The following is a 21,753-nucleotide window of genomic DNA, read 5'->3' on the forward strand; positions in this document are numbered from 1 at the left end:
GAGGTAATGAATGGCCAACCAGACCACCCTCAACCTGACCCAACTCCTGCTCGCTGAGAAGGAAGAGAAGCGCCAGCTCTACAATCGCTACAAGGAACTCGAACGCAGCCGGGATCACTTCCGTGACTGCGCCGTCAGCGCCGACAACCTCAGGGACCAGATCAGGGTCCTGACGGGCGAGAACTCCAAGCTCGACCAGATGGTCGGCAAGCTGCTCGACGAGAACCTCGGGCTGAAGCAAGACAACGAGATGCTGCGTATGCCGCAGTTGTTCGTGCCGACCTCCTGATGGGTCCAACCACGCTCGTCTTCGACATCGAGACGAACGGACTGATCCCAGAGATGACCACGATCCACTCGTTGGTCATCCGAGACGTCGCAACCGGAGAAATCTGGAGCTGCGACGACCACACAAACCGCAACGGCTACTTCATCAAGGACGGCCTCGACCTCCTGATGGAAGCTGACGTGGTTGTCGGTCACAACATCGTCGACTTCGACATCCCCGCAATCCAGAAGCTCTACCCGTGGTTCAAGCCTAAGGGTCTGATCCGCGACACCATCGTCATGTCCCGCCTCATGTGGGCCGACATGACCGACGCCGACTTCCGGCAAGAGAAGCGGAAGGGCAAGGGCAAGTGGATCGAGCAGAAGATGTTCGGTCGCCACTCGCTCGAAAGCTGGGGCCAGCGCCTCGGCATTTGGAAGGGTGACTACGGCAAGAGCAAGGAAGCCGAGGGCAAGGCCCTAGGTCTCAAGCGCGACGACCTCGTCAAGTTCGTCTGGGGCACATGGTCCCAGGAAATGCAGGACTACTGCGTTCAGGACGTCGAGGTCACCACCCAGCTCTGGCTGAAGGTGCAGTCCAAGGGGTTCTCGGAAGAGAGCATCAACCTTGAACATGACGTGCGCCGGATAGTCAGCCGGCAGGAACGCTACGGGTTCGCCTTCGACGAGAAATCCGCGGTGCTTCTGCTGGGCGTCCTGTCGCAGGCCAAGGCCGACTTGGAGAAGACCCTGCTCGACACCTTCAAACCGTGGTTCAGGGACCTCGGACGGAAGACCCCCACGGTCGACCGCTCAATCTCTCAGAAGCACATGAAGCCGGTCGGCTACGCGACCTACAAGAATGGGAAGCCGAAGCTCGACAAAGAGGGACAGCCGGTCCCGATCTACCCGAAGTGCCATTACAGCACCGACGCCCCGTACACCGAGATCAAGCGCGTCCCGTTCAACCCGGGCTCCCGCTTCGACATCGCTGACAGGCTGAAGAAGATGCGTGGCTGGAAGCCCACAGAGTTCACCTCTGACGGGCATCCGAAGGTCGACGAAGAGACACTGTCCGCGCTGCCGTACCCGGAGGCCAAGCTGCTCACGCAGTACCTCATGGTGCAGAAGCGCCTCGGTCAGCTCTCGGACGGCAAGGAAGCGTGGCTCAAGAACGTCCGCAATGGGCGCATCCACGGCTCGGTGAACACCAATGGTGCCGTCACCGGGCGCATGACCCACAGCAAGCCGAACATGGCCCAGGTCCCCGGCAATGGGGCTCCCTATGGCCACGACTGCCGCGCCCTGTTCATCGCGGTGGCGGGCAAGCTGCTGGTCGGTGCCGACGCCGACGCCTTGGAGCTGCGAGACCTCGCTGGCTACATGGCTGCCTACGATGGTGGCGCGTACATCAAGACTGTCCTCGAAGGTAAGAAAGAGGACGGGACGGACATGCACACTCAGAACGCTGCGGCGTTGGGGTGTGATCGTGCCACGGCCAAGGTCTGGTTCTACGCCTTCATCTACGGTGCCGGCGACTTCAAGCTGGGTCTGATCCTCGGCGTGAAGGGTTCCAAGCAGCAAGTCACCGCTGCTGGCAAGGCATCCCGAGCCAAGTTCCTCAAGGCACTCCCTGCCCTCGCCAAGCTGGTCGACGCGGTCAAACGCAAGGCCAAGACGCAGGGGTGGCTCAAGGGTCTCGACGGTCGCATCCTCATGGTGCGCTCCGAACACGCGGCTCTCAACACGCTCCTGCAGTCCGCAGGCGCGATCCAGATGAAACGGGCTCTCGTGATCCTCGACAACAACCTTCAGGCCCTCGGTCTCGTGCCGGGCGTCAACTACGAGTTCGTCGGGAATATCCACGACGAGTGGCAGATAGAGGTCGATGAAGACATTGCCACGCTGGTGGGTGCGGAAGCCGAGAAGGCCATCCGACTTGCCGGTGAATACTACAAGTTCCGCTGCCACCTCGCCGGCAACTCCGTCGTGGGAAAGAGCTGGGCAGAGACACACTAAGGCTCCCCTTAACGCCCCGGGCTACGTCTACATCGCGGTTAATCCCGCGTGGCCCGGGCGCTGCAAGGTGGGTCTCGCCAAGGACCTCAAGAACCGTCTTCGGCAGATGAATACGAACGACCCCGACCGGGCATACGCCTTCCATGAAACGAGGAGATTTAATGATCGCAAACAGGCTGAGGCAGTTCTTCACGAGCTGCTGGCTGGCTATCGCATCGCCGGCACCGAATGGTTCGACCTACACCCTGAAGATGCAGCCGGTCTGCTACGGGGGCTCCATCGCAGGACGCCTGAGAGAGATCGACCGGAAGGCGATGCAAGACGTCCTGACCAATAAATACGGCATCAGGGAAATCGACTGATGCGGTGCGACATGGGCGTCGGCTGTGACGAGCATGGTGCCTGCTTTGCCTCCTACCACGGCAGGCCCGACATGTGCCCGATCTACGACTGGGCCGATGACGCGCGCAAGTCCTACGACCTCGCCATCAAGGTCAAGCGTGAGCGCGGCGACGACTACTACACCAACCCCAAGGAGACCAATTGAGAACACTACTGATCGACGGGGACATCCTCGTCGTATCGACTGGAGCTGCCCTTGAGGTCGAGACCGACTGGGGCGACGACGAGTGGACCCTGACTTGCGACGTCAACGAAGTTAAGGCCACCGTCCTCTCCACCATCAGACGCCTTGAGCGAGACCTCGACGCCGACGCCTCGGTGATCACTCTCTCGAAGGGCACGACGTTCCGCCACGACCTCTACGCCGGTTACAAGAAGGGCCGCTCACGCAAGCCTGTCGGCACCAATGAGGTCAAGCGTTGGCTGATCGAAGAACACGGCGCGAAGTACAAGCCGGGGATCGAGGCCGACGACGTCATGGGCATCCTCGCGACCAACCCTCGGCTGATCAAAGGCGAGAAGGTCATCGTCAGCCAGGACAAGGACATGCTCACGATCCCTGGCCTGATCTACCGCAATGGCAACATCATTGAGGTCAGCCCCCGGGAGGCCCTCCACAACTTCCTCAAGCAGACCCTCACAGGTGACATAACGGACGGCTATCCCGGCTGCCCGGGCATGGGACCTGTCAAGGCTGAGAAGCTCCTCGCGGCGATCCAGCCCGGTGACCTCTATTGGCCTCACATCGTTGCCGCGTACGAGAAGGCCGGCCTCACCGCCGACGATGCCCTGCTTCAGGCTCGGCTCGCTCGCATCCTCCACAACGACGATTACGATCACGCCAAGAAGGAGCCCATTCTGTGGACGCCCCGGTGAAATCTGACGGGGGTTCCTCGTCCTACTACCTCATCCCTGAGGATGCCAAAGAGCTGATGGACCTGATCGAACACAAGAACATGGGCTTCAGCATCGGCAACATCTTCAAGGCTTGCTACCGCCTCGGTTCCAAGGATGGCACGTCCCGCGCCTACGACCTCAGAAAGATCATCTACTTCGCCCAGCGCGAGTTGGGTCGCCTCGGGTGAATAGGGTGACCAATAGCACTACGGAGGGCTTTCTTAGCCCCCCGTCAGTCTCTCGGGAGCTGATCAAATACCTTCAACAGGTGTTCCGAAATCAGATCCCCGACATCACCATTTCCGACCGTGAGCTTGGGGCCAAGATCGGAGAACAGCGGGTGATTAGTCACCTCGACGCTATCCTCCAAAATCAGGAAGAAGACCTCCTCACCAATGTGCTTCAGCAAGCCAAAGATTGAGAAGGCCGACCCGGTCGCGCCTCCTCCACCCCCGGCCAACGACAAGCCCCTCGCGCCTGTCTTGAACGAAACGTCCCGCCTCGCCAATCAGGAAGGCGCCACCGCCAATGCCGCCCGCAGGGGCCGCAAGGCACTGACCATACCGCTGGCTCGTACTGGCGGCTCCGGCATCAACATTCCACAGTAATCCGTGGCCGAACAAGCGGTAACGATTACTGCGAAGGCTCTCTACGATCAGCTCGCTCAGTCCCGTGATCCCTACCTAGTGCGGGCGCGCAGGGCTGCCGAGCTGACGGTCCCGTATCTGGTGCCCAAAGACGGCACCTCGGGATCAACCACGTTCACAGAGCCCAACCAAGGTCTAGGCGCTCGGGGCGTCAGGCAGCTCGCTTCCAAGCTGAGCATCAGCCTGTTCCCCATCAACGCGCCTTTCTTCAAATACGAAATCGACGACATCGCGCTCGCTGACCTGACCAAGGCCGACGACAAGCGTGGTGAAATCGAGAAAGCACTCAACGCCCGCGAACGTGCCGTCATCAGCGAGATGAACGGCTCCATGTTCCGGCCCATCGCCTTTGAAGCCTGCCGCCAGCTCGTGGTCGCCGGCAACTACCTCCTGTTCATCCCGAAGAAGGGCAAGCCTCGCGGCTTCCGCCTGACTTCCTACGTGGTGAACCGCGATCCCGCAGGCAACGTCCTCGACATCGTGGTCAAAGAGGTGGTCGCTAGGGTGGCCCTCTCGGAGGACATCAAGGCCAAGATCGGCGCAGTCACTAATGTGGCCACCGCAGATCGCGAGGCCGAGGTCGAGGTGTACACGAAGATCACCCTCGACGACGCCACGAACCAGTACATCGTCACCCAAGAAATCGACGACGTCGTGATCGATGGTGAGTACTCTGGCAACTATCCGGCTGACAAGCTCCCGTGGCTCCCGCTCCGCTTCACCTATGTGGAGGGCGAGGACTACGGGCGTGGCTTCGTTGACGAATACATCGGCGACCTGAACTCCCTCGAAGTCCTGACCGGAGCCCTCCGTGACGGTACCGTGCAGGGTGCCAAGGTTGTCTGGATCGTCTCCCCCAACTCGACCATCAACGTCAACAAGCTGGCCAAAGCCGAGAACGGTGGGTTCGTCCAAGGCGACATCAACGCCGTGCAGGCGCTGCGTCTCGACAAGGCGAACGACATGGCCGTGGCCGAGCGGTTCATCGCTCAGCTCACCGAACGTCTCTCCTTCGCGTTCCTCCTGAACACTGCCATCCAGCGGAGTGGGGAGCGAGTGACGGCTGAAGAGATTCGGTACATGGCTGGTGAACTCGATCAGGGTCTCGGCGGCGTCTACTCGCTGCTGGCCGAAGAGTTCCAGATGCCTGTCGCCAAGCTCTACGAAGCTCGCATGGAGTTCGTTCGCAAGGTGCCTCCGCTTCCCAAGGAGATCACCTCCACGTCCATCGTTACGGGCCTCGACGCCCTTGGACGCGGCAACGACCTACAGAACCTCGACAGCTTCATCGCTGGCGCCGCCCAAGTCGGTGGCCCCGAAGCGATTGGCCGATACGTCAACCTCGGTGAGTACTTCAAGCGCCGTGGAGCTGCCCTCGGTATCGACATGGGTGGCCTCATCCGCACCGACGAGGAAATCCAAGCGTCCGATCAGCAGGCCCAACAGATGGCCATGGTCCAGCAACTCGGCCCTCAGGCAATCGCTCAAATGGGCGGCATGGCCAAGGAGGGCATGAAACAGCAACCCCAAGCCACGACAGGAGAACAGAATGGCTGACGAAGTGACAGAAGGCGCGACCGGCTCCACCGAGCCCGCACCCGAAACCAAAGGCGCGAACGGCCCCGCTGGCCCCGCCCCGAAGAAGGCCAAAGAGCCGAAGCTCCCGGCCAACCATACGCTGCTCAATAGCGGCAACGTGCTGGTGGCCCATTAATGTCGGTTGAGACCATCCAGGTCCAAGCCGTCCAGCCGACCGCAGAGGAAGCCGCAGCGGCCCTCGCGGAAGCTGCCAAGACCGCCCCGACGAACGAAGCCGAAGCCCGCGCCAAGCTCGACGCCGAGAAGGCCGCAAAGGAAGCCCCACCGGCCCCTGAGCGCCCCTCTTGGTTGAACGAGAAGTTCGCCACCCCGGAGGACATGGCCAAGGCTTACGATGAGCTTGAGAAGAAGCTCGGCGCTCCGAAGGAAGAGCCCAAGCCGGAAGCCGAGAAGACCGCCGAAGAGAAGGCGAAGGAAGAGGCAGACAAGAAGGCAGCCGAAGAGGCTCCCAAAGGTGCTGCCGAGACCATCGCCGAGCTGAACAAGCGGTTCGAGGCGAACGGCCAGAAGCTCACCGAGGCTGAGTACGAGCTGGCTCAAAAGAGCGGCTACGACAAGGTCACGGTCGACAACTACATCGCCGGCCAACAGGCGCTCGCCGAGATGGCGACCCAGCGGATCACTTCCGCAGCCGGCGGCAAGGACAGCATGGACCGCATGTTCGCATGGGCCTCCACGTCCCTACAGGCTACCGAGATCGACACCTTCAACAAGTCGTTCGAGGGTGCCGACGTGAACGCTGCCGTGGTCGCCATGGAGCAGCTCAAGGCCAAGTACGAAGCGGCCAACGGCAAGGAGCCGACGCTGATCGGCGGCAAACCGGCTGGCAGTGCCGTGGACACCTTCACGAGCTGGGCGGAAGTCCAGACCGCGATGTCTGACGAGCGTTACACCAAGGACCACGCCTACCGGCTGAAGGTCGAGCAGAAGCTCTCCCGGTCCAACAACATCCGATAACGGACACGGCCCCCACCTCTGCATGTCAAGTGGGGGCCATCTCAAAGGAAATCATGGCCTATTCGTTAGGCGCGAAGTCGCTCGCCAATCTGGCAGGCGTCCATCCTGACCTCGTCAAGGTGGTCAAGCGCGCCATTGAAATCACCACCCAAGACTTCACGGTAGGCGAAGGTCTCCGCTCAAAGGCGCAGCAGGCGGCGAACGTCAAGAAAGGCGTCTCGACCACCATGCGCTCCCGTCACCTCGACGGACATGCGGTCGACCTCCTGCCCATCGTGAACGGCAAGCCGACCTTCGACTGGAAGTTCTACTACCCCCTCGCGGCAGCCATGAAGCAGGCCGCTAAGGACGTTGGCGTTCCCATCGAATGGGGCGGCGACTGGAAGACCTTCAAGGACGGTCCCCACTTCCAGCTCCCATGGGCCTCATACCCGTGATCCGCAGCAAGCGCAGGACCTCGAAGTTCTGGCTTGGTGTCACTCTCGCGCTCTCCTTCGTGGCCCTGTTCAGTTGCATCTGGCGGGGCCTTGAGACGGCTGCCGTGGGGATCACGGTGATGATCCCGGCAGTCTACGGAGCATACGTCGGCGTGGGTCACATGGACCTCCGCGCCCTCGCAAACACACAGGAGCCAGATTGGCAAAGCTCTATGGCTGGCTTGCCGGCCTCGTCGCCATCCTCGCCATCGTCGGAGTAATCTACGGCAAGGGTAGGATCGACGCCAACCACGCTGTCGAGACCAAGCAGCTCACCGAGACAATCGAGCTGCAACGCAAGGCAATCGAGAAGGAGACGGCAGCCCGACAGTCGGACGCCATCGTCGCTTCCGAGAACGCCAAACGTCAGGCAGCCCTTCAAACCAAGATAGGCGAATTGAACCAGTATGTGGAAACGCTCGAAGACGCTGACCGCGAGTGCCTTAGTGGCGCTGACGTTGAGCGCCTGCGCGACCTCTGGCGCTAAGTTCGCCAAGCCGCATTACCCTGAGCTGCCCGCCGATCTGCGGGTATGCTTCGAGACCCAAGTCGCCCCGCCGTCCAGCGGCGTGATGACAAAGAAGCGAGTGATCTTTCTGATCGCTGAGCTGAAGAAATCGGAGACCGAGAAGAACGACTGTGGCAAGCGCCTCATCGCCTTCTACGACAACGTCTCCCACTGACATACACCCCGGCAGCGTCTCTGGCTTAGCCATGCGCCCCGGGGTGGCTCAGGCCGCTTTTGATGGCGTCTGAGATCACGTTGCCCTCTTCCTCGAACACGGCTTGCGACCTTATACAAGGTAAGTCTAATGTAATTAATGATCCGCCTATTGAGAAGGGACGGCAGCGCTCTCGGGTTGGGCGCTATCGTAGCCGCAGCCTGCACTTTCGGGATGCCGTCTGCATCGGCACATGATTGGTATGAAAAGCAGTGCTGCCAAGATGAGCATTGTGAGCCGATCGCGGACGGCGCAGTGCGCGAAACAAGCAATGGCTTCAAGATGCCATCCGGTGAGTTGCTGCCTTACTCGGACAACAGGGTGCGTCGATCACACGACACGCGTTTCCATTGGTGCCATGCCAAAAAAGCAACGGCAAACGGGTCTCGTGGCCGATTACCACGTGGCCTCCCCGACAGCACAATCTGCCTCTACGTGCCGCCTAGGTCCTTCTAACACTTTATTATTCCAATTCTGGCCGCACTTTATTATGGCCGCAATACGGGTTGCTTTCGGAGAGTAGCTCAAAGGTAGAGCAGCCCCCTAATGTGGGGAAGACGCAGGATCGATACCTGCCTCGCCGTCCGGTCCCGACGCCCTGTTCTGACAGATCACACCCCTCTTTAGGCGGTGATCAAGGAACCAAGGAAGTCTCACCAGAAGACCACTTGGAGACCCGCCGACCGACCCTGAGGGCTCGGAAGCCGGACAATCCCAATGACGCTTCCAGTGCTGCTCCGAGGTCCGCGCAAACCTCAGAACAACCACGGGAATACAACACATGGCCAATCCTGGCATCGTTTCCAATCTCGGTCAGGCCAACGGCGTCGGTGACGTTCAGGCCAACTTCGTCAAGGTCGCAACCGGCGAAATCCTGACCGCCTTCGCTCGCACTGTCGAGTTCGCGGACAAGCACATGGTCCGCAACATCTCGGAAGGCAAGTCCGCTTCCTTCCCGGTCACGGGCCGCACCTCGGGTGCCCGCTACCATACCCCGGGCGATCAGGTCCTCGGTACGGTCACGAAGTTCAACGAGCGCGTCATCACCATCGACGACCTGCTCCTGACCGACTACTTCACCGCCAACATCTACGAGGCGATGAACCACTTCGACACGCGCTCGGAGATGACCAAGCAGCTCGGCGAAGAGCTGGCTCAGGCATACGACCGCAACGTCGCCCGCACCATCATCCTCGCCTCGCGCGGCACGAACGTCGTGGACAACCTCCCGGGTGGTGGCAAGATCGTCAATGCTGCCCTGCTCACGGACAGCGACAAGATGGCTGCGGCCTTCTTCGACGCTGCTGCAACGCTCGACGGCAAGTACGTCCCGGCTGACCGCTGGGGTGCCCTGAAGCCGGTGCAGTATTACGCTCTGGCGCAGAACACCAAGGTCATCAACCGTGACTGGGATGGCAAGGGCTCGTACTCGGACGGTAAGGTCGTCAAGATCGCCGACATTCCGGTGTTCAAGTCCCTGAACCTCCCGAACGGCACGAACGTGAACACCGGCCCGGCCAAGTACCAGGGCGACTTCACGGCGACCGCTGGCGTGATCTTCAACAAGGGCGCTGCCGGGACCGTCAAGCTGCTCGATGTCGCCATTGAGCAGGAATACATGGTCTCGCGTCAGGGCACCCTGATCGTCGCCAAGTACGCTGTCGGTCACGACAAGCTGCGTCCTGAGTGCGCTCTGGAACTCGCTACGGCGTAATCCACCACTCCCCACCAATGAACCGGGGCTCCGAAAGGGGCCTCGGTTTTTTTCATTTCAACCTCTCTCGGAGGCATCTATGGCCGTTGGCCTGACCCCACTGACAGAGCTTGAGGCGATCAACGAAATCCTCGCGACCAGCGCCGAAAGCCCTGTGTCGACCCTTGAGGACAACCAAGTGATCGACGCCTCACTCGCCATGAATACCCTCCGCGCCACCTCTGTGGAGGTCCAAACCGTCGGCTGGAACTTCAACTCCGAAGACGGCGTGAGCATCACCCCGGACCAGAACGGGGAGATCATCCTCCCGCGTAACGTCCTGAAGGTCGATACCTCAGGCGAAAGCTCCAGCATCAACGCTGTCCAACGCGGCCAACGCCTCTACAACAAGGGCGACCGCACCTACCAATTCGCAGGCCCGGTGACGGTCGATTGGGTCCTCGGTCTCGACTTCGAGGAACTCCCGTCCACCGCGCGCCTCTTCATCACAATCAGGGCCGCCCGCAAGTATCAGGATCGATACTTCGGTGATCAGGCCACCCACTCCTACACGCTGCAGGACGAGCAGATCGCGCGCGCCGCGATGATGGAGGAGGAACTCGACAGCGCCGACCCGAACATGCTGACCGACAGTCAGTTCATGCAGCAGCTCCGGGGCCGCTCGTAGTGGCTAAGGTCTCCGGGTCGATCCCTAACTTCGCCAACGGCGCCAGTCAGCAGGCTATGGCCCTGCGGCTGGCTACCCAAGGCGACATCCAGACGAACGCCTATTCCACCATCGTGGACGGCCTCAAGAAGCGCCCTCCGACACAGCTCAGGGCGAACCTCGGGCCTGCCATCGAGGGCAACGTCTTCACCCATCAGATCAACCGTGACGCCTCCGAGCGCTACCAAGTGATCGCCACACCCACGGCGATCCGAGTGTTCACCCTCAACGGCGCTGAGCGTACCGTGACGGCTCCCAATGGCTACGGCTATCTGAGCTACGACAGCGGTGCCTACGACCGTCCCCCTTATCGGGCACTGACGGTGGGCGACTACACCTACATCACGAACCAGACGGTCAAGGTCGAGCTGGACACTGCTGTGATCGAGCAGCCCTCCCCTAGCGAGGCCCTGATCAATGTCATGGCTGGCAACTACGGCAAGGCGTACACGATCAAGATCAACAACGTCGAGGTGGCTCGCTACCTGACCCCCGATGGTCAGAGTTCCGCGCAGACCCCCTCGGTGGACGTCTCCTTCATAGCCCGCCGCCTCGCCACTGGTGAGACCGTCCTGATGGAGGACACCGCCAATGACAAACCGAATGGCGACTGGACGTGGAAGGCCACCGACACGAACCTCGCCGCCAACGGAATAATCTCGGCCAACGGTTGGACCATCAAGGTCTTCAAGTCGACGATCTACATCAAGAAGGACGACGGGGCGGACTTCAGCGTCTCTGTCGACGATGGCTACAACGGCCATGCGATGAAGGCGATCCGAAAGACCGTTCAGGACTTCGCTGATCTGCCTGCCTACTGCGAGGACGACGTCGCCGTTGAGGTGGTAGGCTCGGTCGGTACCCAGTTCGACAACTACTTCGTTCGCTTTGACCGGCAGGACGCCAACTCCTCCATCGGCGTCTGGCGTGAAATCCCCAAGCCCGGGATTGTCACCGCGCTGAAGGCTTCGACGATGCCCCACGTCCTTATCCGTCAGGCAGATGGCTCGTTCACCTTCGACGTGGCCACTTGGGACAAGCGTAAGTGCGGCGACGACGTGATCGCTCCCGGCCCATCCTTTGTGGGTGAGAAGGTCAACGAGGTTCTGTTCTTCAAGAACCGCCTCGGGTTCCTGGCTGGCGAGAATGTTGTCCTGTCAAGGCACGGTAGCTTCTTCGACTTCTTCCGCTCCACGGCTACGGCTCTGCTCGACGATGATCCCATCGATGTTGCGGCGACCGACAACGGTGTCTCTGTGCTTCGCAGCGCGGTGGCCTCGTCGGACAGGCTGGTCCTGTGGGCCGACCAGATGCAGTTCACCCTCATGGGCAACGAGCTGCTGACCCCGAAGACAGCCTCGATCCGCCCCTCGACTGCGTTCTCAATGTCCAGCAAGGCGCGCCCTGTGCCGGCTGGCAATTCGATCTTCTTCCCGGTGAACCGTGGCCAGTTCACGATGATCAGGGACTACAAGATCGACGTGAACACCGGCGTAGCCGACGCCGAGGACGCTACCGGACACGTTCCGCAGTACATCCCGGGAACCGCCATCAGGCTCGCCGCGTCGACCCATGAGGACATCCTTGTGGTGCAGGCCGACGGGGACCTCACGTCCCTCTACGTCTACAAGTACTACTGGTCGAACGCTCAGCAGCTTCAGGCTAGCTGGTCCCGGTGGACGTTCCCCGGCGTGACATCGATCCTCGACATAGGCTTCATCGACAGCCAGCTCGTCTTGATCCTCAACAGAGGCACTAAGGCGTTCATTGAGGTCATGGAAATACAGCCAGGTGGTGTCGACCCAGACATCCGCTTCGTGGTCAACCTCGACAGGCGCTTCAGGGTCGAGAACCACGGTCTCCGCACATACGATCCGTACACCAATCGGACCACGGTGCTGACGGATCACGACATGACCGAAGCTCCATACGTCTGTGTCACAGCGGGATCGCCGACGCCAATCCTTGAACCGGGATTGGAGATAAGCATCCTGTCCTCGGACATCGACGCAGTGGTCCTCCAAGGCGACCTGAGGGAAGTCCCGCTCTACTTCGGGACCACCTACGAGACACGTTACGGCCTGTCCACGATCTTCATCCGGCAGGAGAGCCGAAATGGCGGTGTCTCGGTAATCACCGAGGGCCGGCTACAGCTCATCAGCCTCCTGATCCAGTTCTCGAAGACCGCCTACTTCCGTGTCGAGGTCACCCCTCTGGCGCGCGAGACACGGGCCTACTTCTCGACTGGGCGTCTCATGGGTGATCCGAACAACAGGGCCGACGAGATCAATCTCAGCGACGGAGCCTTCAAGGTTCCGGTCCTGTCCAAGAATGACCGCGTGAAGGTCGAGATCGTGAACGACAGCTACCTCCCATCTTGCCTGCTCTCCGCAGAGTGGATCGGCAACTACGTCCAGAAATCGCAAAGGATTTGATGATCACAATTCGCAGGGCCAAGGTGGCCGACGCTATTTCCTTGGCCCCGCGTCTGCGTTCAGCAGATCGGGATGAGTGCAGGGCTTACCTCGGGATGGAACCTGAGGTGGTCCTGCCGCATCTCGTCCAGCAGGGCAACTATGTGTGGGCCGGCGTGGAGCCGAACGGAGAGGTCTTCGGCCTCTTCGGTGTCGATCCAGTCAAGGGCAACCCCCATCTCGGGATCGTCTGGATGGTCTCTTCGCCCACCATCATGAAACACCGCCGAGACCTCATTGGCATGGCCCCTAAGTGGCTCAAGAGGCTACACCGGGTGCGTCCCCTACTCGGCAATCACATTGACGCGCGCAACACCACGCACATCCGCTGGCTCAAACGCATGGGTTTCTCGTTCCTGAGAACCCACGCTGAGTTTGGCGTCGAGAAGCGTCCCTTCCACGAATTTGCAAGATTGAGGTCATAACGAATGTGCATTGGCGCAGTCGGTTTGGCTGTTGCCCAGTTCGCTCTGTCCGCAGCCAGCACTGTCGCCGGCTTCATGGGCCAGCAGCAGCAGTATGAGGCGCAGCAGCAATACTATCGGAACAACCGTGAGGCGGCCAACAAGGCAGCCGTCAACACATACGCGGCTAATCAGAACCGTGCCCTACAGGAACGCAAGGCTGCCTCTCAGGAGCAGCAGAACCTCAACGTCGAGGCGATGCGAGGTAGAGCAACCGCAGAGGTCGCAGCCGGCGAAGCTGGCGTCACTGGTCTCTCCGTCAATGCCCTGATCGCCGACTACTATGGGCAGCAGGGGCGCTACGAGCGAACCCTCGACAACAATTACCAGATGCAGGCCGATTATCTCCGAGGCGAGATGGACGCAACTCAGGCGCAGGCCGAGGGCCGCATCAATTCGGTCCAGCAGGGCCAGAGGCCATCGTTCGCCGACGCAGCCATCCGCATCATGGGTGGGGGCCTCGACGCTTACGGCGGCTACCAGAGAGCTAGAGCAGCAGGGGTCGCTTAATGGCACAAGGAAGAGTTCAAGCCCCCGAACTGCAGTCGAACGTGCGGCTCACGCCGGCACCGATGCAGTCGGACACCTACACACCCCCGCCCCAGCCGGCCAAGAACGAGAACCTCTTCCGGCTGGCTGACGCCCTCGGAGCCTTCTCGAACTCAGTCGGGAACCTCGTCGGTGTGACCGGGAAGAGCAGCAGGGAAGCCCGCGCGGCTGAGGATGCTGCATTCCAGATGCATGTCGCAGGACAGACCCTCGCAGAGACCCGCAAGGAGATCAAAGAGGGCCGCATGATGGTCACCGACGACAAGATTTCCAACGCGGCCCGTCAGTCGTACTACGGCGACAAATGGGCTCAGGGGCTCGCTCAGGACACCGACGCTGAGCTTCAGACCAGCTTTGATTGGGACAAGGGGAACCCGGAAGAGTTCCTCGCCAAGAAGTTCCAAGACAGCATCAAGGAGAGCGGCCTCACCGACGTGAACGCCATCGCTTCGGCGGGGCGCGCGTGGGACCAGTACAAGACCTCGGTTCTCGCCAAGCAGCAGAAGTACCGGATCGACCGGACCAACCAGTCCACCGTTGACACCGCGTACGGGGTCATCACTGATAAGGTGAACGAGTGGATCGGCAACGGCGTCGATCCTCAGAAGTTCGCATCGAACCTCAACGCCATGCGTGGCGAGCTGGGTACCAAGGGCTCCCTCGGGGCCGGCGAAGACGAACTCGATCAGCAGTACCTCAACGCCGCCGCTCGGCTTGCTCAGACGAACCCCGAGTACGCCGTGGCGATGCTGGACGCCGAGTACAGCGGACGCTCTGGAAAGACCTCCCTGTCGCAGCAGCGGGCCTACGCTGACCGCGTTCTGCAGATCAAGGCCGAGGCTGCCAAGGCAGTCGGGCTCCGCAACGACAAGAACGCTCAGACCGAGATCGACACCCAGGCCGACGGGCTCCTGGCCGACGATCGCCTCGACCGTGTCACCGACACGACTTGGTGGGATCACGACGGGAACCAGAAGACGGTCCCGGCTGCCACGATCAAGAAGGAAGCCTTCAACCGCTACCTCGAACGTTCCCCGCAGATCGCGGCGCAGAACAGGGAAGACGGCCAGCAGACCATGCAGCGAGAACTCCGCAAGGCACAGCTCGCTGGTCTCGAACATCCGGCCCTCAAGGGCGTGGTCACAGGAATCGCTGATGCCGCTTCGGTGGACATGGCGCAGGACCCCGAGGCGATGAGCAGGGTGATGGACAAGGTCAAGACGGCGCGTTGGCTCTACAACGCCTCGAAGAACACCTACATGTCCTACCTCTCGGAAGCCGACCGTGACTTCATGGAGAGCTTCATCATCGCCAAGGACGACCTGACCGGCAAGGACGGCAGGCAGATGTCCGACAATGCGGCCCTAGAGTTCGCTGTGCGGACCTCGCAGCCTGTACAGGTCGACGGCCTGAACTTCACCCGAGACCAGAACGACAAGATCGACAGGTCGGTGAAGAGCCTCGCCGCTTCCGATGGTTGGTTCTGGTCGCACACGACGCCGTGGAACTCAGCAGCCGCGCAGCAGCGTGTGGCGTCCATTGCCAAGCGCCTCGTGCGTGGTGGCGTGGATCAGGACAGGGCCATTACGGTGGCCGCTGACAGCGTTCAGCGCAACTCGATCACCTACAACGGCACCCTACTGGAACTCGGTCAGGCGGCGCTCCCTGACAACTACAAGGACGCCCTCGACGGCATCATCGGGGACTTCGCTACGGGCAACCCGGGGGTCCTCAAGGATCACGACATCGGGACCGGCGACATCACCATCCTGCCGGCTCAGGACCTCAACCGCTCTGGCGGCCGATTTATGCTGGCCGACAAGAACACGGGTCTCCCGCTGATGGATGACAAAGAAGGCACCCCCTACTTCGTCACCCTGAAGACTGTCCGTGATCGAGCCCGCGTGATGGACGACGCCAAGACCGCCAAGGCGGCTCACGACATCTCCATCAAGGGCGCTGCCAAGACCCACGGTCTGGTCGCTGCCAAGGCAGAGGACGGCAACGGCACGGTCTGGATCAACCCCAAGACCCGCGAAGCGTTCGACATCACCATCCCAGAGCCGGGCGGCAAGCCCAACGTCAAGAAGCTCGGCAAGCGCATCCGCAAGGACGCTCCGGTCTACGACGACAACGGCTTCATGCCCCCGCTAGGCGGCGCTAACCGCTAACCCTCGCAAGGCCCTCGGTAACCCCGGGGGCCTTTCTCTTTCAACCATGAGGAACAATGAACGACGAACTAAGAAACGCCATCGTCTCCGAGGCCAAGCGGATCGGGGCTGACCCGGTCGATTTCGCTACGGCCATGTCGTATGAGACTGGCGGCACATTCGACCCGTGGAGGAAGGGTCCGACGACCCAGTGGGGCCAGCACGTTGGCTTCATCCAGATGGGCGCCCCCCAGCGCAAGCAGTTCGGCTACACGCCGGGCAAATCCGTTTCAGAGCTGGTCAAGTCTTCCGCCGACTATCTGGTCGCCCACGGCTTCAAGCCGGGCATGAGCGGGCTCGACCTGTACTCCACAATCAATGCTGGTGCCCCGGGCCGCTACAGCGCCTCTGACGCCAACAATGGTGGCGCTCCAGGCGACGTGCGGGACAAGTGGGATAGCCAGATGGGAGGTCACCGTAGGAATGCAGCAGCACTCCTCGGGGGTACCTTTCAGACGATAAGCTCGTCCCCCTCGGACAACGGCTCAGCCGACATCTCGATCCCCTCGGTCGAGGTCTCGGACTGGCGCACGAATACCCCTCGGGCTCCTGAGGTAGAGACTGCCGACCCGTCGTGGTGGCAGCTCCAGAAGGACGCCTACAACACCCAACAGACGCTCCCGTGGCTGCTGTCCCAGGGCAAGAAGATCGCCCCTGACGAGAACTGGTCGCTCGACCCGGCTCATGTGAAGACCGATCTGGAAGCCCGCGGAGTCCCCGCAACGGAAGCCGAACGCTACACGTCCCAACTGTCGAGCGTCTCTGAGGCCGACTATCAGGACAACCTCGGTCGCGTTAAGGACGACTGGGATCGCAACGTGCGGCTCTCCAACGCTGGCTTCAGCGGCACGGCCCTCAGCATGGCCAACTCGATCCTCGATCCGGTGGCCCTCGGTGCCGACCTCTTGGCATCCACGGTGGCCCCTGAGCTGGTCATTGGTAATCGCGCTCGGCGTCTCGGCAGGGTCCTTGAAGGGGCCATTGCTGGCGCTGCCGGTGGCGCTGCCTCGGTGGCTGTCAATGCCGCCGTGAACCCCAACGTCAACCAATCAGATCTTCTCGCCGCGACCGTCTTCGGCTTCGGCGTGGGTGGTGCTGTGGGTCACCTCTATGGTCGCCCTGAGACCGCGTTCGAGGGTGCCCAGTTCCAGCATGCTGGCCGCAGGGCCGTTGAAGCCCACGAGGGCATCGACATGGCTGGTTCGGTGGGTGCCGCTAAGGCTTCCCCGAATGCCCCGTTCCTCGACGAGAAGGGCCTCGGGCTGCTCGATGACAGGGACTTCAACGAGACCTTCGCCGGCTCGATCCGGCCCGACCTCTCGGCTCGCCTACAGCAGGACAGCAACGTCCTCGTGAAGGCCGGCGCTGGGCTCGTGCAGGACGGCACCGGCAAGGCCAACGGAGCGGTCAACGCTTTCGCGGCCTCGGAGGACATGACGCGGCTCTTCGACGAGAAGCGCATCACCGAAGCTCAGACATACATCCCGCAGCTCAAGGACTACGCCTCGCGTCAGCAGGGCATGGGTTCGGCAGAGGTCGAGCGGCAGTTCAACAAGGAGGTCCACGCCTACATCACCGACAGGGCTCCAGGCCGTGCAGACCGCTATGACCCTGCGGTCGTCAAAGTGGGCAATAAGCAGGCTGAGCTGTACGCCGACGCCCTGCGTCTTCAGCAGAACCCATTCCTGCGGGAAGGCATTGAGGACGCTCGTCCGGTGCTTGGCGCTGACAGCATCCCGACCGACCCCCACTACGCCCCGCGCTACTGGAACAGCCAAGCGATCATCTCGGCAGTCAATGAGTTCGGCATCGACCCCATCGTGACCCTCATTGGCAGGGCCATGAAGTCGGCTGACACCGGCCTCAAGGATGACGTGATCGAGCGCACGGCGAAGGCGTTCACCAATGCCATCGTCGACCGGGCTCACGGCCTCGAAGACGTCTCGTCACACATCCTCAGCGCCGACCAGCTCGAGAACCTCGTCGAGATGCTGGAGGGCCACTACGGGCTCGCCCCGGAGGACGCCACGGCGCTCAAGTATGAGTTCGGCAAGAACCGCGCCAAGGACGCCGGCAGGGATGGCCACAACAAGGCCCGCCTGCTGCTGGACGAGAAGATGACCCTTGAGAACGTCGCCAACAAGCACGGCGTCGTGAACGAGCGCGGCATCAGCATCTCGGACCTCGTGGTCACGGACGCCCGTCAGAACTTCACCCGCTACATGCGCAACAGCATGGGCCGGGTGGCACTCGCTCGGTACCGCTTCAAGGACCCGGTCTCCGGGGAACTCCTGATCAACGGCTTCACCAGCGACAGGGAGTTCGCCCAGTACCTCACCAAGGTCAAGCAGAAGAACGCTGACCTCATCTCGCAGGGCAAGATCACCAAGGCCCAAGCGGCTTCTGGCATCAAGCGTCTGGAATACGCCTATGCGTCGATCCTCGGTCGCCCAACAAGCGACATGGAGGCCACGAACGCCGGCTGGTTCCTCAGGATGGTCAGGAAGTACAACTTCTCGCGCATCATGAACCAAGTGGGCTTCGCTCAGGTCTCTGAGATTGGCGCACCTATCGCGTCCCTCGGCTGGAAGGCTGCACTCTCGCAGGCACCGTCTCTCAGGCGCGTCGTGACGGATGATGGAGCCTCGCTCCTGAAGTCTGGCCTCGGCGACGATCTGGAGGCGATCATAGGCGTGGGCGCTGACCGGCTGCTCCACAGCTCCGACTACCGGATCGATGAGTTCTCCAATGGCTTCCATGGGGAGCCGACGTCGAGCTGGAAGGAGTTCGTGGAAGGCAAACTGAACTCGGCCAACAGGATCACCTCGGAAATCTCGGGGCTGACCCAAGCCAACCTCATGCTGGAACGGTGGACCGCCAAGGCCATCGTGCAGAAGTTCTCCGACATGGCTGCCAACGGTGGCAAGGGGATGTCAGCCAAGCGGTTGGCCGACCTCGGGCTGGACAAGGACATGACCGACAGGATCATGAAGATGTTCCACACTGAGGGCAACTTCGAGCATGAGGTGGGGTTCATCACGGGGCGCAAGATCACCCGCGCTCACTTCGACAAGTGGTCGGACAAGCCGGCCCGAGAGGCGTTCATTCAGGCAGCCCATCGCCTGAGCCGTCAGATCATCCAGAAGAACGACATCGGGAACATGACCATGTGGATGTCCCATCCGCTGGCCAAGGCCCTGATGCAGTTCCGCACGTTTATGGTCGGATCGTATGGCAAGCAGACCCTCAAGGTCGCCCGTATGATCCACGACAAGGACTACCTGGCTGCGGCCCACCAGCTCGTCATGACCACAGCGTTCGCCACTGCCGGCTACATCCTACAGATGAAGGCTCAGGCCGCACTGAGGTCGGATGGTGACAAGTTCCTCGAAGAGCGTCTCGCCCCCGGCAACTTGGCTGCGGCGAGCTTCTCGCGGGCCGGCGCTTCCTCGATCATTCCGATGCTCATCGATACGGGCCTCGGCATGGCGGGGCAGGACACGCTGTTCTCGTACACCCGCTCCACGGGTCAGGCGAGCAACATGTGGCTGGGCAACCCGACCACGGGTGGCGTCGACGACCTGTACCAAGCTGGCCGCTCTGTGGCTGGCATCTTCAGGGACGGCGACTGGTCACAGGACGAGGCCCGCAAGGTCTCCCGCGTCCTGATGTTCGGCAACGCCCTACCCCTCGTCATGGGTCTCAATGGCTGGATCAGCGGGCTCCCCGAAAGAGCCCCCCGCTAGGACCCAACACCCGCTCCCAAACAGAGGCCCTCGGCTAACCCCGGGGGCCTTTCCGCATTCCCCACCAAGGAACGAAATGACCACACCAATTCTATCCTTCGTCGTCTACGACGGGGACGGGTCGACGCTCGACTACACGTTCGACTTCGGCTACCTCGACCGCAATCACGTTAAGGCATACATCGACGACGTCCCCTCGGGTTCCTTCACTTGGACAGGGCCGTTCTCGCTTCGCTTCTACACCGCACCGGCAGCAGGAACCAAAGTCCGCATCACTCGCGAGACGCCCTCTGCTCAGCCGCTGGTCACCATTGCGAACGGTGCCTCGCTGCGCGCCGAAGACCTCAACAGGCAAGCGCTGCAGGCCATGTACGTCAGCCAAGAAAGCGCTGACATCGCGATCCTCCTGAAGACTGGAGCAATCACGGCTCCTGCCACGGACGCCGGTCGTATCGTCCTCCACTTCCCGACTATCGAAGTCCGCAAGAATAGCGTCCTTGGCTTCGACGCTGACGGCCAGTTTAGACCCTTCACGTCCGCCGACATGCCCAAGGGCGATACCGGTGAAAGAGGTCTAACAGGCCCTCAAGGCCCCACGGGTCCGCAAGGTCCGCAGGGTACGCAAGGCCCTCAAGGTCCCCAAGGTCTTGCCGGGGCCAACTACGCCCCCAACGCCCAAGGGTTGACCGCAGGGCGGGCGGCTTACGACGCTCAGGCGCAGAACTTCTCCTACCTCGACATCGAGCAGGGCAAGCTCTTCTGGAAGCTCAGCGCGACCTCCGGCAATTGGTCCGCAGGGATCACCTTCGGTGCCGGCGCTCAGGGCGTCCAAGGCATCCAAGGCCCGGCAGGACCCGCTGGTTCGCAAGGCCCGGCAGGACCCGCAGGAGCCGCAGGCACCCCGGGGATGATCTGGCGGGGCGCTTATGCAGGCGCAACTGCCTACGCCCCCAAGGACGTCGTCGCCTACAACGGCTCGGCCTACATCAACATCCTGGCCTCAACCGGCAACCTCCCGACGAACGCGACCTGCTGGTCCCCCGTAGCCGTCAAGGGTGACACTGGCGCGACCGGCATCCAAGGCCCCGCTGGCCCGACTGGCCCGCAGGGTGCTGCTGGCCCGCAGGGTCCGCAAGGCCCAGCCGGCACAGACGCTACAATAACCTCAGCCGCAGTTGGCTCAGCTATTGCTGGCATCGCTTACGGCGCTGTTGGCTCGTTCGTGTTGGGCTACATCTACAACACCGGAATTACTGAAGGTGGGACCTACGCCGGCTCCTCCATCCAGCCTGCTGGTATGCAACTGAGTTCTTTCACCGCCATGACGGATGATAACGCTCCTTCGGGCGACCGTACCCTGACGAAGGGTGGGTCCGCTCTGTCTGGCACCTGGCGCGCACTGGGTCGGTCTTCCTACAGCACTGGCACCAACTACGCCCGGTTCACTCTGTTCGTGAGGATCGCCTAATGGAATACCGCTACCCAAAGTTCAGCGCAGCGCGCTCCATCGACATGGAGATCAATCACCCAGTCCATGGATGGATACCCTTCACCGCATCCCCGAGGGACGCTGAGGTTCTTGGTCGGCAGCTCTATGCCTCGGCCAGTGCCTCAGCCACTCCGTACGTTGCTGCAACCCCGCCGACCGTCGAAGAGCTTCGCGAGGCAATGCCGACCCTAAGCCCCCGTCAGGTCCGCAGGGCTCTTCTGTCCATCGGCATTACCGAAGCAGACGTCGAGATGAAGCTGGTGAATGACCCGGCTGGAATGATCGAATGGAGATGGGCAACCTACTTCAAGCGGACCCACCCTCTCGTCGAAAGCCTCGGCGCACTCTTCAGCATTACCCCCGCGCAGATCGACAGCCTCTGGGACTGGGCGGCTGCGCTGTGACCCTCGCTCTA

The 21,753-nt window shown here is 61.6% G+C and carries 23 protein-coding genes and 1 tRNA gene; all 24 read left to right on the top strand.

Features of this window, described 5'->3' with window-relative positions; all coding sequences use genetic code 11:
- Positions 1-10 precede the first annotated feature (10 nt).
- The 24 genes from NKI85_RS02745 (at position 11) to NKI85_RS02860 (ending at position 21,742) form a co-directional block, all read left to right on the top strand.
- Positions 11-289, top strand: coding sequence for a hypothetical protein (locus NKI85_RS02745; RefSeq protein ID WP_352775722.1), 279 nt, complete (start codon positions 11-13; stop codon positions 287-289).
- The gene (locus NKI85_RS02750; protein ID WP_352775725.1) at positions 289-2,286 is read left to right on the top strand and encodes a DNA polymerase; all 1,998 of its coding nucleotides are present in this window, start codon (positions 289-291) and stop codon (positions 2,284-2,286) included. Before NKI85_RS02745 ends, NKI85_RS02750 begins: the two co-directional genes overlap by 1 nt.
- 67 nt (positions 2,287-2,353) lie before the next feature.
- On the top strand, positions 2,354-2,623 hold the full coding sequence (locus NKI85_RS02755; RefSeq protein ID WP_352775728.1) for a GIY-YIG nuclease family protein: 270 nt from the start codon (positions 2,354-2,356) through the stop codon (positions 2,621-2,623).
- A gap of 24 nt (positions 2,624-2,647) precedes the next feature.
- On the top strand, positions 2,648-2,833 hold the full coding sequence (locus tag NKI85_RS02760) for a hypothetical protein (RefSeq protein ID WP_352775729.1): 186 nt from the start codon (positions 2,648-2,650) through the stop codon (positions 2,831-2,833).
- Positions 2,830-3,564, top strand: coding sequence for a hypothetical protein (locus NKI85_RS02765; RefSeq protein WP_352775732.1), 735 nt, complete (start codon positions 2,830-2,832; stop codon positions 3,562-3,564). The genes NKI85_RS02760 and NKI85_RS02765 overlap by 4 nt, the downstream gene beginning before the upstream one ends.
- The gene (locus tag NKI85_RS02770; protein WP_352775734.1) at positions 3,561-3,773 is read left to right on the top strand and encodes a hypothetical protein; all 213 of its coding nucleotides are present in this window, start codon (positions 3,561-3,563) and stop codon (positions 3,771-3,773) included. The genes NKI85_RS02765 and NKI85_RS02770 overlap by 4 nt, the downstream gene beginning before the upstream one ends.
- Before the next feature lie 5 nt (positions 3,774-3,778).
- Entirely contained in the window at positions 3,779-4,006 is a 228-nt protein-coding gene (locus tag NKI85_RS02775; protein WP_352775737.1) for a hypothetical protein, read from the top strand.
- Between the two features lie 61 nt (positions 4,007-4,067).
- Complete coding sequence (locus tag NKI85_RS02780; protein WP_352775740.1) at positions 4,068-4,193, top strand: hypothetical protein; 126 nt, start codon at positions 4,068-4,070, stop codon at positions 4,191-4,193.
- A gap of 3 nt (positions 4,194-4,196) precedes the next feature.
- Positions 4,197-5,789, top strand: a complete 1,593-nt coding sequence (locus tag NKI85_RS02785) for a portal protein (protein ID WP_352775742.1) — start codon at positions 4,197-4,199, stop codon at positions 5,787-5,789.
- Entirely contained in the window at positions 5,782-5,946 is a 165-nt protein-coding gene (locus NKI85_RS02790) for a hypothetical protein (protein WP_352775745.1), read from the top strand. The genes NKI85_RS02785 and NKI85_RS02790 overlap by 8 nt, the downstream gene beginning before the upstream one ends.
- Positions 5,946-6,788, top strand: coding sequence for a capsid assembly protein (locus tag NKI85_RS02795; protein ID WP_352775748.1), 843 nt, complete (start codon positions 5,946-5,948; stop codon positions 6,786-6,788). Before NKI85_RS02790 ends, NKI85_RS02795 begins: the two co-directional genes overlap by 1 nt.
- Positions 6,789-6,841: 53 nt before the next feature.
- Positions 6,842-7,225, top strand: coding sequence for a M15 family metallopeptidase (locus NKI85_RS02800; protein ID WP_352775751.1), 384 nt, complete (start codon positions 6,842-6,844; stop codon positions 7,223-7,225).
- A gap of 199 nt (positions 7,226-7,424) precedes the next feature.
- Entirely contained in the window at positions 7,425-7,751 is a 327-nt protein-coding gene (locus NKI85_RS02805; RefSeq protein WP_352775752.1) for a hypothetical protein, read from the top strand.
- A complete protein-coding gene (locus tag NKI85_RS02810) occupies positions 7,711-7,947 on the top strand; it encodes a hypothetical protein (RefSeq protein WP_352775755.1) in 237 nt (78 codons plus the stop codon). Before NKI85_RS02805 ends, NKI85_RS02810 begins: the two co-directional genes overlap by 41 nt.
- Before the next feature lie 552 nt (positions 7,948-8,499).
- Positions 8,500-8,570 (top strand) — tRNA-Ile (locus NKI85_RS02815).
- A gap of 197 nt (positions 8,571-8,767) precedes the next feature.
- Positions 8,768-9,700 carry a major capsid protein gene (locus tag NKI85_RS02820; protein WP_352775758.1) on the top strand — a complete coding sequence of 311 codons (933 nt, stop codon included), beginning with the start codon at positions 8,768-8,770 and terminating at the stop codon, positions 9,698-9,700.
- Positions 9,701-9,779: 79 nt separating this feature from the next.
- Positions 9,780-10,367: a phage tail tubular protein A gene (locus NKI85_RS02825; protein ID WP_352775760.1), complete on the top strand. Its 588-nt coding sequence runs from the start codon at positions 9,780-9,782 to the stop codon at positions 10,365-10,367.
- On the top strand, positions 10,367-12,841 hold the full coding sequence (locus NKI85_RS02830; protein WP_352775762.1) for a phage nozzle protein: 2,475 nt from the start codon (positions 10,367-10,369) through the stop codon (positions 12,839-12,841). The genes NKI85_RS02825 and NKI85_RS02830 overlap by 1 nt, the downstream gene beginning before the upstream one ends.
- Positions 12,841-13,305, top strand: coding sequence for a hypothetical protein (locus tag NKI85_RS02835; protein ID WP_352775764.1), 465 nt, complete (start codon positions 12,841-12,843; stop codon positions 13,303-13,305). The genes NKI85_RS02830 and NKI85_RS02835 overlap by 1 nt, the downstream gene beginning before the upstream one ends.
- Before the next feature lie 3 nt (positions 13,306-13,308).
- Entirely contained in the window at positions 13,309-13,854 is a 546-nt protein-coding gene (locus NKI85_RS02840) for a virion core protein, T7 gp14 family (protein ID WP_352775766.1), read from the top strand.
- A complete protein-coding gene (locus NKI85_RS02845) occupies positions 13,854-16,064 on the top strand; it encodes a hypothetical protein (protein WP_352775769.1) in 2,211 nt (736 codons plus the stop codon). The genes NKI85_RS02840 and NKI85_RS02845 overlap by 1 nt, the downstream gene beginning before the upstream one ends.
- Before the next feature lie 56 nt (positions 16,065-16,120).
- On the top strand, positions 16,121-19,849 hold the full coding sequence (locus NKI85_RS02850) for a hypothetical protein (RefSeq protein WP_352775771.1): 3,729 nt from the start codon (positions 16,121-16,123) through the stop codon (positions 19,847-19,849).
- 76 nt (positions 19,850-19,925) lie between these two features.
- Entirely contained in the window at positions 19,926-21,317 is a 1,392-nt protein-coding gene (locus NKI85_RS02855) for a phage tail fiber domain-containing protein (protein WP_352775774.1), read from the top strand.
- Entirely contained in the window at positions 21,317-21,742 is a 426-nt protein-coding gene (locus NKI85_RS02860) for a hypothetical protein (RefSeq protein ID WP_352775776.1), read from the top strand. The genes NKI85_RS02855 and NKI85_RS02860 overlap by 1 nt, the downstream gene beginning before the upstream one ends.
- Positions 21,743-21,753: the final 11 nt, after the last annotated feature.

Source organism: Mesorhizobium sp. M0571 (genome assembly GCF_040320985.1).
Taxonomy (GTDB): domain Bacteria; phylum Pseudomonadota; class Alphaproteobacteria; order Rhizobiales; family Rhizobiaceae; genus Mesorhizobium.